The organism is Acidovorax sp. T1 (genome assembly GCF_002176815.1).
Taxonomy (GTDB): domain Bacteria; phylum Pseudomonadota; class Gammaproteobacteria; order Burkholderiales; family Burkholderiaceae_C; genus Acidovorax.
Window position 1 is genome coordinate 1,432,751 of sequence record NZ_CP021648.1, and the last position, 13,332, is coordinate 1,446,082.

General features: G+C 63.8%; 12 protein-coding genes. 6 read left to right on the top strand and 6 right to left on the bottom strand.

Annotated elements, in window-relative coordinates; translation table 11 throughout:
- Positions 1 to 4: 4 nt before the first annotated feature.
- A complete protein-coding gene (moaA, locus tag CCX87_RS06790) occupies positions 5 to 1,141 on the bottom strand; it encodes a GTP 3',8-cyclase MoaA (protein WP_087744929.1) in 1,137 nt (378 codons plus the stop codon).
- Positions 1,142 to 1,188: 47 nt separating this feature from the next.
- Positions 1,189 to 1,608, bottom strand: a complete 420-nt coding sequence (locus tag CCX87_RS06795; RefSeq protein WP_087748221.1) for a BLUF domain-containing protein — start codon at positions 1,606 to 1,608, stop codon at positions 1,189 to 1,191.
- A gap of 169 nt (positions 1,609 to 1,777) precedes the next feature.
- Here CCX87_RS06795 and CCX87_RS06800 point away from each other — a divergent pair, with 169 nt between their 5' ends.
- From CCX87_RS06800 to CCX87_RS06815, 4 genes are all read left to right on the top strand, one after another.
- The gene (locus tag CCX87_RS06800; protein ID WP_087744931.1) at positions 1,778 to 2,311 is read left to right on the top strand and encodes a sigma-70 family RNA polymerase sigma factor; all 534 of its coding nucleotides are present in this window, start codon (positions 1,778 to 1,780) and stop codon (positions 2,309 to 2,311) included.
- A gap of 49 nt (positions 2,312 to 2,360) precedes the next feature.
- Positions 2,361 to 3,407, top strand: a complete 1,047-nt coding sequence (locus CCX87_RS06805) for a permease (protein ID WP_087744933.1) — start codon at positions 2,361 to 2,363, stop codon at positions 3,405 to 3,407.
- Positions 3,408 to 3,470: 63 nt separating this feature from the next.
- The gene (locus CCX87_RS06810; RefSeq protein WP_198314768.1) at positions 3,471 to 3,716 is read left to right on the top strand and encodes a thioredoxin family protein; all 246 of its coding nucleotides are present in this window, start codon (positions 3,471 to 3,473) and stop codon (positions 3,714 to 3,716) included.
- A gap of 99 nt (positions 3,717 to 3,815) precedes the next feature.
- Positions 3,816 to 4,715 carry a cation diffusion facilitator family transporter gene (locus CCX87_RS06815; RefSeq protein ID WP_087744937.1) on the top strand — a complete coding sequence of 300 codons (900 nt, stop codon included), beginning with the start codon at positions 3,816 to 3,818 and terminating at the stop codon, positions 4,713 to 4,715.
- Positions 4,716 to 4,854: 139 nt separating this feature from the next.
- Here the strand turns inward: CCX87_RS06815 and CCX87_RS06820 are convergent, their stop codons facing one another.
- The 4 genes from CCX87_RS06820 to CCX87_RS06835 all read right to left on the bottom strand — a co-directional run bounded on the left by CCX87_RS06820 (position 4,855) and on the right by CCX87_RS06835 (position 10,324).
- Positions 4,855 to 5,616, bottom strand: a complete 762-nt coding sequence (locus CCX87_RS06820) for an SDR family oxidoreductase (RefSeq protein WP_087744940.1) — start codon at positions 5,614 to 5,616, stop codon at positions 4,855 to 4,857.
- A gap of 245 nt (positions 5,617 to 5,861) precedes the next feature.
- Positions 5,862 to 6,479 carry a DUF2889 domain-containing protein gene (locus CCX87_RS06825; protein ID WP_087744942.1) on the bottom strand — a complete coding sequence of 206 codons (618 nt, stop codon included), beginning with the start codon at positions 6,477 to 6,479 and terminating at the stop codon, positions 5,862 to 5,864.
- Positions 6,480 to 6,594: 115 nt separating this feature from the next.
- Positions 6,595 to 8,028: an aldehyde dehydrogenase family protein gene (locus CCX87_RS06830; RefSeq protein ID WP_087748222.1), complete on the bottom strand. Its 1,434-nt coding sequence runs from the start codon at positions 8,026 to 8,028 to the stop codon at positions 6,595 to 6,597.
- A gap of 214 nt (positions 8,029 to 8,242) precedes the next feature.
- The gene (locus CCX87_RS06835) at positions 8,243 to 10,324 is read right to left on the bottom strand and encodes a sodium-translocating pyrophosphatase (RefSeq protein WP_087744944.1); all 2,082 of its coding nucleotides are present in this window, start codon (positions 10,322 to 10,324) and stop codon (positions 8,243 to 8,245) included.
- A gap of 231 nt (positions 10,325 to 10,555) precedes the next feature.
- On the opposite strand from CCX87_RS06835, the gene ppa reads away from it, so the two are divergent.
- Together ppa and CCX87_RS06845 are read left to right on the top strand one after the other, a co-directional pair.
- A complete protein-coding gene (gene ppa, locus CCX87_RS06840) occupies positions 10,556 to 11,092 on the top strand; it encodes an inorganic diphosphatase (RefSeq protein ID WP_087744945.1) in 537 nt (178 codons plus the stop codon).
- A 311-nt stretch (positions 11,093 to 11,403) separates the two neighbouring features.
- Positions 11,404 to 13,170, top strand: coding sequence for a methyl-accepting chemotaxis protein (locus tag CCX87_RS06845; protein WP_087744947.1), 1,767 nt, complete (start codon positions 11,404 to 11,406; stop codon positions 13,168 to 13,170).
- Positions 13,171 to 13,332: the final 162 nt, after the last annotated feature.

Sequence of the window (13,332 nt, forward strand, 5' to 3'; positions counted from 1 at the left end):
ATCGTTATCCGCCGATGTAGCTCATTTCGACGCGGCGTGCGCCTTGGGCTGTATCGGCAGGCAGGCTGCTGCGCAGCTCCGAGTAGCGGTCATTGCGCTGCTGCCAGATGGGGGCGATAGCCGATGCAATGGCTTCGTCGGTGGCGCCGCCGCGCAGCAGCGTGCGCAGGTCATGGCCTTGGGTGGCAAACAGGCACAGGTAGAGCTTGCCTTCGGTGGACAGGCGCGCGCGGTTGCAGTCGTGGCAAAAAGCCTGGGTCACGCTGCTGATCACACCCACCTCGCCCAGCGCCGGGTCGTGCTGGCCAGCGGCATCGGCATAGCCCCAGCGTGCAGCGGTTTCGCCGGGGCTGCTCGGGTCCAGCGGCACCAGGGGCAGTTCGGCGCGCAGGCGAGCAATCAGTTCGGCCGAAGGCAGCACCTCGTCCATGCGCCAGCCGTTGGTGGCGCCCACGTCCATGTATTCAATGAAGCGCAGCGTGGTGCCCGTGCCGCGAAAATGCCGCGCCATGGGCAAAATTTCGTGGTCGTTGGTGCCGCGCTTGACCACCATGTTGACCTTGATGTGCGACAGACCCGCCGCGTGCGCCGCCTCGATGCCGTCCAGCACATCGGCCACCGGAAAATCCACATCGTTCATGCGGCGAAACACCGCGTCGTCCAGGCCATCCAGGCTCACGGTGACGCGGTTCAGGCCCGCATCTTTCAGCGCCCGGGCCTTGCGCGCCAGCAGCGAGCCGTTGGTGGTGAGTGTGAGGTCGGGCGGCAGGCCATCGACCGTGCGCAATTGGGCCAGTTGCGTCACCAGTTCTTCGAGGTTCTTGCGCAGCAGGGGCTCGCCCCCGGTCAGGCGGATCTTGCGCACGCCATGCGCCAGAAACAGCCGCGCCAGCCGCGTGATCTCTTCAAAGCTCAACAGGGCGTTGTGCGGCAGGTAGGCATGGTCCTTGTCGAACACTTCCTTGGGCATGCAGTAGTTGCAGCGGAAGTTGCAGCGGTCGGTCACGCTGATGCGCAGGTCGCGCAGGGTGCGGCCCCGGGTGTCGGCCAGCAGACCAGTGGGTGCGGTGGCCTGCGCGGGCACCTTGGGCGCCAGCGAGGCCAGGCGCTCATCGATCAATGGAATGACACGTTCAGTCATCGCAGGACTTGTTCAACAAGGCAGGTGGGCGCATTCGCCGCATTTTCTCACTCCAGCCAGCGTACGTTCTGCAAGATTTCGTCAAAGAAGCTGCGCAGGGTCAAGGTGTTCATGCTGAACGGGTCGAATTCCGAGCTGCTGGAGTATTTGAGAAACAGTTGCCGGTTGGCCTCCACAGACCCCAGCAGCCCCATCGACCAACTGCTAAAGCGCCGGTACGGGATTTCGCCAAAGTCCAGCACGGCCGTGTCGCGGTGGCGCGTGTCCTTGAGCAGGCGGTGGTACAGCGCATTCACGGCTGCGCGGTCACCTTCGAGTTGCTGCAAAAAGATGCCATGGTTCAGACACAGCGCGCCGGTAATGCCTGCGCGGGCATTGTTGCGTTGCGATGCGCCCAGAATGTCCTTGATGTCCGCAGGCCCGAGGCTGCGTGCGGTGCGGCTGGCGTAAGTCAGTTGTATCAACATGTTTGTCTCCTGAGCGGCGCAGTGTGTCAGGGTTTGGCGCAGCGCGCGCATGCTGAGGTAATTGGCCCTTCGCCGGGGTCGACACTGTGGCCTGGCTGACTGTCGACCCGCAGTCACTGCGCAAAGCGCTGGTGGTGTAATGTGAGAGAAGACAGACAATGGGGTCCACATGAACTGCATCAACAAGGCCTGGGCCGCACATGGGCCCGAACTGCGCCATTGGGCGCACCATCGGATGAGTGACCCTGCCGAAGTCGATGACCTGATGCAGGATCTGTTTCTGCGGGTATTGCGCCAGGGCGAGCGGTTTTGCTCGGTGCACAACGCGCGTGCCTGGCTGTTTGAAGTGGCGCGCAACATGCTGGCCGACCGCTTGCGGGTCGCGCGCACCATGGTGGAGCTTCCCGACGATCTGGTGGCTCCCGATGAGGTGTCTGACAGCGTGGATAGCCTCACCGCGTGCCTTCCGCGTGTGCTTTCAGAACTCCAGTCCGAGGACCGCGAAGCCATCGTGCTGTGCGATTTGCAGGGCATGAGCCAGGCCGACTTTGCGGAAAAGGCCGGGTTGGGGCTGAGCGCGGCCAAATCTAGAGTGCAGCGTGCGCGGCAGCGCTTGAAGGCGCGGATGACGCTGGCATGCCAGGTGACCCTCGACATGCGCGGGCACGTCGAAGATTTCGTGCCCAGGGATCCCGTCAAATAGTTTTTGATGCCTTGTGCGTCTTTTCGGCGCGCGTTCCGTCTTCACTGGCATGAACACGCTGTCCACGCCCGTCAAGTCCTGGCCATTGCGCCGTCCGATCACCTTCTTGGCCCTGGCTGTGGTGGCGTGGCTCGGCCTCTACCAGTTGCTGATCCCGGCATCTGAAGCGTTGGTGGCCTCTTTGCCGGTGGATCGCGCCAGCCATTTGGGCGGCGCATTGCAGTTTTTCTTCTACGACACTCCCAAGGTATTGATGCTGCTGACAGGGGTGGTGTTCGTCATGGGGATGATCAACAGCTATTTCACCCCCGAGCGCACGCGCGCATTGCTGGCAGGCCGCACGGAGGGCGTGGCCAACGTCATGGCGGCCAGCTTGGGGGTCGTAACACCGTTTTGCTCCTGCTCTGCCGTTCCGCTTTTCATTGGGTTCGTGCAGGCGGGGGTGCCGCTGGGGGTGACGTTTTCCTTCCTGATCTCGGCCCCCATGGTGAACGAGGTCGCGCTGACTTTGCTTTTCGGCCTGTTTGGCTGGAAGGTGGCTTTGCTTTACCTGGGGCTGGGGTTGTCCGTGGCCATTGTTGCCGGTTGGGTGATAGGCCGGCTGCAGATGGAGGCCCACCTGGAGGACTGGGTGCGTGACATGCCCCGCACATCGGCCGCCTTCGAGGCGTCGGGCATGACGCTGGCGGACCGCGTTCAAGGCGGCTTTGACGCCGTGCGCGAAATTGTGGGCAAGGTGTGGCCGTACATTCTTGCGGGCATTGCGCTGGGCGCGCTCATCCATGGCTACGTGCCAGAGGACTTCATGGCCAGCTTCATGGGCAAGGAGGCCTGGTGGTCGGTGCCGCTGGCGGTGATGATGGGTGTGCCCATGTACACCAATGCTGCCGGCGTGATTCCCATCGTTCAGGCGCTGCTGGCCAAGGGCGCTGCACTGGGCACGGTGCTGGCTTTCATGATGAGCGTGATTGCCCTGTCGTTGCCCGAGATGATCATCCTGCGCAAGGTGCTGAAGGTGCGGTTGATCGCAACCTTCGTGGCGGTGGTGGCCAGTGGCATCTTGCTGGTGGGGTTCGTGTTCAACGCAGTGCTGTGACACCGGCCACGCCGCTGATCAATTCCATCCCTTTCTTTTCAACTTTTCAAGGAGCAACCCATCATGGACATCAAGGTACTGGGCACAGGCTGTGCCAACTGCAAAAACACGATCGCGCTGATCGACCAGGTTTCCCAAAGCCATGGCGTCAGTGTCACGCTGCAAAAGGTCGAAGACTTGCGCGACATCATGGGCTACGGAATCATGAGCACGCCGGGTGTGGTGATCGATGGCAAGGTGGTGCATGCTGGGGGAGTGCCCAGCCGTGACAAGGTGGAGCAGTGGTTTGCCGCCGCTGCTGCGGCCTGATCTGCGCCCACGCGAACGCACCGGCGCTGACCTGTCGGCGAGCTGTTGCCGCCCATTCAAAAGGAAGGACCGCCGTGAATACATCGAAGTACGAATCCCATGAGCGCTGAAACCAGACACGACCACAGCGACGCCCCGGCCAACTTCAACAGCGCATTTGCCATCGGTGTCGGGTTGAACCTGGCATTTGTCGCCATCGAAGGTTTCTACGGCTGGAAGATCAATTCGCTGGCGCTGCTTGCAGATGCGGGACACAACCTCAGTGATGTGGCAGGGTTGGTGCTGGCCTGGGGCGGGGCCCTGGCTGGACGGCTGCGCCCCGACTTGCGCCACACCTATGGCTGGAAACGCGCGACCATACTTGCCGCCTTTGCCAACGCGCTGTTGTTGCTGGTTGCGATGGGTTCGCTGGCGTGGGAGGCGCTGCATCGCCTGAGCAGCCCAGAGCCCGTGGAAGGCGTGGTGATCATAGCCGTGGCCGCCGTGGGAATTGTGGTGAACACAGCGACCGCGTTGCTTTTCATGCGGGGGCGCAAAAAAGACCTGAACATTCGCGGTGCGTTTGTGCACATGGCTGCCGACGCCCTGGTGTCGCTGGGCGTTGTGCTGGCCGGCGCACTGTATTTATGGCACGAATGGACATGGATCGACCCGGTGGTGAGCCTACTGATTGCGCTGGTCATCCTGGCTGGCACATGGAGCCTGTTCCGGCAGTCGCTGCATCTGATGTTCGATGGCGTTCCCGATGGCATTGACCTTGTGGCCGTGCGCGATTGTCTGCTGGCCCTGCCCGGTGTGGACCGTGTACACGATCTGCATGTCTGGGCCATGGGCACGGCGGATGTGGCGCTGACAGCCCACCTGGTCATGCCATCAGGGCCGCCAGACGACGCATTTCTTCAACACGCCACCCAGCAACTGCACGACTGCTGCGACATCGACCATGTTACGTTGCAGACGGTGAGGGTGCCCTTCACGACCCCGTGCAGCAGCGTGTAAGGGTGTCCGAACTTCCTGTACTGCCCGTGTTTTATCGAAGCATTGTTTTCTCGCGCCCACATTCGTTGGCTCGGTCCGCACTCTTCACCTGATGCCTGGCTGGCAATCTGCGCCAGCAACGGCAGGCCGTAGAGCCCGCCTATACGCAGCGCCCGCCGTCCACTTCAATGCACGCGCCGCTGACAAACGCCGCCTCGTCGCTGGCCAGGTACAGCGCGGCGTTGGCTACGTCGAGCGCGGTGGAGAAGCGGCCCAGGGGGATGGTGGCAAGGAACTTGGCGCGGCGTGCTTCGTCCACCGGGCCGCCGGCAAACTCGGCCGCCAGGCCCGTGTCGGGATTGAACACCGGGTTGATGCAGTTGACGCGGATGTTGTCGGGGCCCAGCTCGGCCGCCATCGACTTGCTGGTGATGATGACGGCGCCCTTGGAACCGTTGTACCAGGTCAGGCCCGGGCGCGGGCGCAGGCCGGCGGTGGAGGCAATGTTGATGAAGCTGCCGCCACCGCCCCGACGCATGGCGGGCACGGCGTGGATGGCCGAGAGGTAGATGCTTTTGACGTTGATGGCATAGACCTTGTCGAACTCTTCCTCGCTCACTTCGAGCATGGGGCGGTTGCGGTGCGTCCAGCCGGCGTTGTTCACCACCACGTCCAGCCGGCCATGCAGGCGCACGGCCTCGTCGACCAGGGCCTTGACGTCGGCGGACTTTGTTACGTCGGCCTGGAAGAATGTGGCTGCGCCGCCGGCGGCAATGATTTCGGCCACCACGCGCTGGCCGCCGGCCTCGGTGATGTCGTTGACGATGACCCGGCCGCCCTCGGCCGCCAGGCGCTTGGCGATGCCTTCGCCAATGCCGTTGCCGGCGCCGGTGACGATGATGGATTTGTGCTGCACGCGCATGGTGTTGTCTCCTGGCTGTTTAAATTTCATAGCAGCTTGCGCTTGCTGGGCAATGGCTAGAGGCTGTTTTCGCCTGATTGGCGACATATCTCAGACCCCGTTCGCCCTGAGCCTGTCGAAGGGCCGCACCAAAGCAGTGTCCTGGCTTCGACAGGCTCAGCCCGAACGGATGATGGGGGTGAGACATCTGAGATAAGTCGCTAATCAGGTGTTTTTGTTTGTTTTTTGCCTCCCGCGTGGCCAGCCTATGGCTGCAGCTCGGCGCGTGCATCGGCGGCCGGGCCTGCCGACTCGAGCTGGCCCACGGGCACGGCCAAACCGTCGGGGCCGCGGCGGTAGAACTGCGGAAAGTATTCCTTCACGCCGCTGCCGTGGAAGTCCCACCCGGTGCACTGGCCCAGGTGGCGGGGCGGCTCAAGTTCGTTGTCGGACGCAAACACCTCGGGCACCGACTGGAAGGCGGCGGTGGCCAGGTTGAACAGCAGCTCGCGCAGGTGGGTGCAGCTGGCCACGCCGCCCAGATTCTTCTGGATGGCCTGGCGCCAGCCTCGCGCCATGCTGCAGCCCACCATGGATTGCAGCGCGGGCTGGGCCTGGGGGCAGTCCTTGAGTGGATGGGTGTCCATGGCCACTTCAATGGCCTGAACCACCAACTGGGGGTTGACGGTGACGCGCAGCCACATGTGGTGGATGGGCTCGCCGGCACGGCGCAGGCCGGTATCGCGGAACGAGGGCGCATCGTGCGTCTTGCTGTCGTGCAACTCGCCTTCGATGTCCCACAGCCCGTCATCGCGTTCAAAGCCTTGGTAAGTGACGCGGCGCAAGTGCCGGGCGGTGCGGGGGGCGGGGGGGCTCAGGGGCATGGAGAAAAAAACCGTCGGGCAAACTGAGGAGGAAAAACGGGGAGGAGGGCACATGCTACCGGCGCGCCGCCGCGCCGCCGCGCCGTCGTGCGCGGGCGTGACAGCGCTGCCGCAATCAGCCGTGCCGGATGGCCACGGTTTTGAGCGTGGTAAAGCCGTACAGCGCCTCCAGGCCCTTTTCGCGCCCGTAGCCGCTGGACTTGACGCCGCCAAATGGCAGCTCCACACCGCCCGCGGCGCCGTAGTTGTTGATGAACACCTGGCCGCTGTGCACGCGCCGGGCCATGCGGAACTGGCGGCTGCCGTCACGCGTCCAGATGCCGGCCACCAGGCCGAACTGCGTGGCGTTGGCCAGTTCTACGGCGTGGTCTTCATCCTGGAAGGCCATGGCCGACAGCACGGGGCCGAACACCTCTTCCTGCGCCAGGCGATGCTGAACCGGCACATCGCGCAGCAGGGTGGGGGCCTGGTAAAAGCCAGTTTCGGAGGCCTCGTCCACCACCACGCCCTGGGCCACCATGGGGATGCCTGCGACCTGCGCATCCGACAAAAAATCCCACACGCGCTGCTGCTGCGACTGACGGATCAGCGGGCCCACGTCCAGGTCCATGGCGGCGGGGCCCACGCGCAGCGCTTCAAAGGCGCGGCCCAGCCGCTCCAGCAGGGGCTCGTAAATCAGCGAGTCGATCAGCACGCGCGAGCCGGCCGAGCAGGTCTGCCCCGCGTTTTGCACGATGGCGTTGATGACCACGGGGACGGCAGCGTCCAGGTCGGCATCGGCGAAGATGATCTGCGGGCTTTTGCCGCCCAGTTCCAGCGTGACCGGGCAGTGGCGCTCGGCGGCCACCTGCTGGATCAGCGTGCCGATCTTGGGGCTGCCGGTGAAGCTGATGTGGGCAATGCCCGGGTGGCGGGCCAGCGCGTCGCCCACCTCGTGTCCGTAGCCGGTAACGATGTTGATGGCGCCTGCCGGAAAGCCCACCTCGGCCGCCAACTGCGCCACACGGATCAGGCTCAGGCAGGCGTCTTCGGCGGGCTTGACCACGCACACATTGCCCGCCGCCAGCGCGCCGCCCACGCTGCGGCCAAAAATCTGCATGGGGTAGTTCCACGGAATGATGTGGCCCGTCACGCCATGGGGTTCGCGCCAGGTGAGCACGCTGTAGCCGTCGGCGTAGGGAATGGTCTCGCCGTGCAACTTGTCGCAGGCGCCCGCGTAGAACTCGAAGTAGCGCGCCAGCGCCAGCGCATCGGCCCGTGCCTGGCGGGTGGGCTTGCCGCAGTCGCGCTGCTCCAGGGTGGTCAGTTCGTCGGCATGCTCCAGGATCTTGGCCGAGAGCTTTTGCAGCAGGCGGCCCCGCTCGACTGGCGCCAGCTTTTGCCACACGGCGTGGTAGCACTGGCGCGCGGCGTGCACCGCTGCGTCGATGTCATCGGCCGTGCCGCGCTGGATGTCGTCAAACGGCTGGCCGTCCGACGGGTCGATCACCGGGATGGTGCGGCCGGACGTGGACGGAACGGGGGCGTTGGCGATGAAGTGCAGTTGCATGGCCAAATTGTGCGGCAAAAGCAGTGGGGCCGTGCGTTTTGCATGCAAAAGTGGGCTGTAGCGCTTTTCCGTAAAGCGGTAGTAGCTATTAGTTTAATAGCATTTTGCGGCGTGACGGAACCGCATGGCGGGTGGCACCAATCGGCGGGTTGACGCCCGGAGGGGCAGAAAAAAGGCCCGCCGCAGCGAGCCTTTGGAGATCCGTGGGGCGCAATCAGCCGCCGTGAAATTTGACCACCAGCGGCACGATCAGCAGCGCCACGATGTTGATGATCTTGATCAGCGGGTTGATGGCGGGGCCGGCGGTGTCCTTGTAGGGGTCGCCCACGGTGTCGCCCGTGACGGCGGCCTTGTGCGCCTCGCTGCCCTTGCCGCCGTGGTGGCCGTCTTCGATGTATTTTTTGGCGTTGTCCCACGCGCCGCCGCCCGTGCACATGCTGATGGCCACGAAGAGGCCCGTGACGATGGTGCCCATCAGCAGGCCGCCCAGCGCCTTGGGGCCAAGCGCCAGGCCCACCACGATGGGCACCACCACGGGCAGCAGGCTGGGGATCACCATCTCCTTGATGGCGGCGGTGGTCAGCATGTCCACGGCCTTGCCGTATTCGGGCTTGGCCGTGCCTTCCATGATGCCGGGGATGTCACGGAACTGGCGGCGCACTTCCACCACCACGGCGCCAGCGGCGCGGCCCACGGCCTCCATGGCCATGGCGCCAAACAGGTAGGGGATGAGCCCGCCGATGAACAGCCCCACGATCACCAGCGGATCGCTCAGGTCAAAGCTGATGGCGCGGCCATAGCTTTCGAGCTTGTGGGTGTAGTCGGCAAACAGCACCAGCGCGGCCAGGCCGGCCGAGCCAATCGCGTAGCCCTTGGTGACGGCCTTGGTGGTGTTGCCCACGGCGTCCAGCGGGTCGGTGATGTCGCGCACGCTGCTGGGCAGCTCGGCCATTTCGGCAATGCCGCCCGCGTTGTCGGTGATGGGGCCATAGGCATCCAGCGCCACCACGATGCCTGCCATGCTGAGCATCGACATGGCCGCCACCGCAATGCCGTACAAGCCCGCGAGCTGGTAGGCCGAGAGGATGGCCAAGCATACAAAGATCACCGGCCAGGCGGTGGAGCGCATCGACACGCCCAGGCCCGCAATGATGTTGGTGCCGTGCCCGGTGGTCGATGCCTGCGCGATGTGCTGCACGGGTGAATATTGCGTGCCGGTATAGAACTCGGTGATCCACACCAGCGCGGCCGTCAGCACCAGCCCGGTGGCACAGGCGCCAAATAGCTTGATCTGGCTGCCACTGGCGGTGATGGCGTTGTCCGGCATGATCCAGACGGTGACAAAGTAGAACGCGATGAGCGACAGCACGCCCGCAATCGCCAGGCCCTTGTACAGCGCAGGCATCACGTTTTTCATGCCGGGCGAGGCCTTCACAAAAAAGCAGCCGATGATGCTTGCCACGATGGACACGGCCCCCAGCGCCAGCGGGTACACCACGGCATTGACCGGGGCGCTCACCACCAGCAGGGCGCCCAGCACCATGGTGGCGATCAGCGTCACGGCGTAGGTCTCGAACAGGTCGGCCGCCATGCCGGCGCAGTCGCCCACGTTGTCGCCCACGTTGTCGGCAATCACCGCGGGGTTGCGCGGGTCGTCTTCAGGGATGCCCGCCTCGACCTTGCCCACCAGGTCGGCGCCCACATCGGCGCCCTTGGTGAAGATGCCGCCGCCCAGGCGCGCAAAGATCGAGATCAGCGACGAGCCGAACGCAAAGCCGATCAGCGGGTTGAGCAGATTGGCCAGGTTGGCCGTGGGCGTGAGGTTGCCATTGCCCGCCAGAAACCAGTAAAAGCCCGTGACGCCCAACAGGCCCAGCCCCACCACCAGCATGCCGGTGATGGCGCCACCGCGAAACGCCACATCGAGCGCCGGGCCGATGCCGTGCGTGGCGGCCTGCGCCGTGCGCACATTGGCGCGCACCGACACGTTCATGCCAATGAAGCCGCAGGCGCCCGAGAGCACCGCGCCCACCACAAAGCCCACAGCCGTGGTGCCGTCGAGAAAGATGCCGATGAGAACCGCCAGCACCACGCCGACGATGGCAATGGTCTTGTATTGGCGGGCGAGGTAGGCAGCAGCCCCGGCCTGGATGGCCGCGGCGATCTCCTGCATGCGGGCGTTGCCGGGGTCTTTGGCAAGGATCCATCCGCGGGCCCAGATGCCATAGGCCACCGCAATCAATCCACAAACCACAGCCAGTATCAGAGGGGCAGTCAGCGCTGTATTTCCAGCCATTCGTCACTCCTTGAAGTAATCAGTCGCACGGAAGGAAACACAACGCATCGGCGTGCTTCCGCTGCGTTGCTTCCTCGTGCTCCCGTGGGGGGAGTCGATTGGCCAACAAGCCCAATTTACAGCCAAACGCCAATTTGCAAGCAGGCAGAAAGGGGGCTGCGCCTAAAATCAGGGTTAATCCCGACGCGGCAGGCTGCGTGGATTGTCGTCAATCAACTTCTTCTACAAGACATGTCCCTCAATAACGTCCCCCCAGGCAAGAACGTTCCCGACAGTTTCAACGTCGTCATCGAGATCCCGATGAACGCCGATCCGATCAAGTACGAAGTGGACAAGGAATCGGGCGCCATCTTTGTGGACCGTTTCATGACCACGGCCATGCACTACCCCACCAACTACGGCTATGTGCCGCAGACGCTGTCGGGCGACGGCGACCCGGTGGACGTGCTGGTGATCACGCCTTACCCCCTGCACCCCGGCGTGGTCGTGACCTGCCGCCCCCTGGGCATCCTGATGATGGAAGACGAGGCCGGTGTGGATGGCAAGGTGATTGCCGTGCCCACGTCCAAGATCCTGCCCATGTACGACCACTGGAAGACCATCGACGACGTGAACGCCATGCGCCGCAACGCCATCGCCCATTTCTTCGAGCACTACAAGGACCTGGAAAAGGGCAAGTGGGTCAAGGTGCTGGGCTGGGAAGGCATTGACTCCGCCAAGAAGGAAATCACCGACGGCATCGAAAACTTCAAGAAGAGCGCTGCCTGAGTTGCAGTAGTCAGTTCTTCAGTGAAATAGTGGCCCAGCGCTTTGCTATCAAGCGCTGGCAGCTATCAAAACTAAAGCATGCAACCATGGCGGGTTGCATGCTTTTTTCATGGCTTGCGCATTGCATTGCGTTGGCGCTCCGCTCATGTCTGGTATTTAGAATATCAGGGTAAACCCTTAATGCATGAGAGCAGCGCGGGGCCAAGTGGCGGTCTGTAAAAAAATGAAACGATCCGCTGCTATGCTGGATTGGCACCCACGCGGGCTTTGCCTGCGCTCATCGGCTGCTTGCAATCAACCGCAGAAAATCCATGAATCAACTCAAAATTTCAACCCGGCTCACGGTGGCGTTTGCCGTGATGGTCGCTTTGCTGATCACGCTGGGCGCGGTCAGCCTGATCTTGTCTGCCAGCCAGCGCACCGAACTCAAAGACGTGATTGAGGTTCGTATTCCAATTACCAAAGCCTTGGGCATAGTGGTAGATCGGGTGAATGTGCAGGCCATCCAGTTCCGTAACCTGGCCATTTTCAACTCTGAAAGCATCACCAGGTCGTCGCTGGATCAGGTGACCTCTGCGCGGGCCGTGATTTCGGAGCAAATGAAGATCCTTGAGACCCTCGTCCTCTCTGAAAGGGGCAAGGAGGCCATGGGGCGCATCCAGCAGTCACGCGCAGAGTTCCTCAAGCTAGCTGACCAATACCTTGCCATGGTCCAGCAAGGCCAGAAAGAGGAAGCGCTGAAACTGCTTGAAGAGCAACTGCGCCCTGCGCAGCTGGCCTACCAGGCCATCCTCCAGGAGCAGGTCGAGCTCCAGGCCCAAACCACGGCGACTGCCGGCCAACGCGCCGAATCGGCCGCCGCCGCATTGCAGCGGGGCGTGCTGATTGCCGGCGTGCTGGCCATCGGGCTGGCCATCTTTCTGGCCATCACCATCATCCGCTCCATCACCCGCCCCCTGGCCCAGGCGGTGGAAGCCGCCGACCGCGTGGCCGGGGGTGATCTCAGCGGCCAGATCGTCGTGCAGTCCAAAGACGAAACCGGCTACCTGCTCAGCGCATTGCAGCGCATGCAGCAAAGCCTGGTGAACACGGTGAGCGCTGTGCGCACCAACGCCGATGGCGTGGCGTCGGCAAGTGCGCAGATTGCGTCGGGCAACAACGACCTGTCCAGCCGCACCGAAGAGCAGGCTTCGGCCCTGGAAGAAACCGCCGCTTCGATGGAAGAACTGGCCTCTACCGTGCGCCAGAACGCCGACAACGCCCGCCAGGCCAACCAGCTGGCCATGACCGCCTCCACCGTGGCCGTGCAGGGTGGCGAGGTGGTGGCCGAAGTGGTCGAGACCATGAAGGGCATCAACGCCAGCAGCAACAAGATTGCCGACATCATCAGCGTGATTGACGGCATCGCCTTTCAGACCAACATCCTGGCGCTGAACGCGGCGGTAGAAGCCGCCCGGGCCGGCGAGCAGGGCCGCGGTTTTGCCGTGGTGGCGAGCGAGGTGCGCAGCCTGGCCGGCCGCAGCGCCGAGGCCGCCAAGGAAATCAAGGGCCTGATCACCGCCAGCGTGGAGCGGGTGGAACAAGGCACACTGCTGGTGGACAAGGCCGGGGCCACCATGACCGATGTGGTGGCCTCCATCCGCCGCGTGACCGACATCATGGGCGAGATCAGCGCTGCCAGCAGCGAGCAAAGCGCGGGCGTTGCGCAAATCGGCGAAGCCGTCATGCAGATGGACCAGGCCACGCAGCAAAACGCGGCCCTGGTCGAGGAAATGGCCGCTGCCGCCAGCAGCCTCAATGCCCAGGCCGGCGAACTGGTGCAGTCGGTGTCGGTTTTCCGGCTGGACGCCCGCTTCGCAGGCGGCGCGGCCCAGGTTGCGGCGCGGCCCCGTCCTGCGGCGATGCCCGCCCCGTCCGCACTGCGGGCCACGGGCGCCGTTCGTGCGGCCGGCAAGGGCCAGGCCGCCGCCACCAAGGCATCCACCCGCCTGGCAGCACCTGCGGGCGCAGCGCCCAAGTCCGATGCGCCAGTGGCAAAGGCCGCGGCTGGCGCCGAGGACGATTGGGAAAGCTTTTGAGTTGCCCGCACAATGTTCAAGCGAAAATCGCTCTAAGCGCTTGCAGGAAAAGCGCTGGTAGCTATCAAAAACGGAGCAAACCAGAACATTTCCGGCGGGCGCTTGCAGGCGGGAAAACCGGTCTGCAGCCGTGCCCGTGTGTCGGGGTGGATGCTGCGCCCG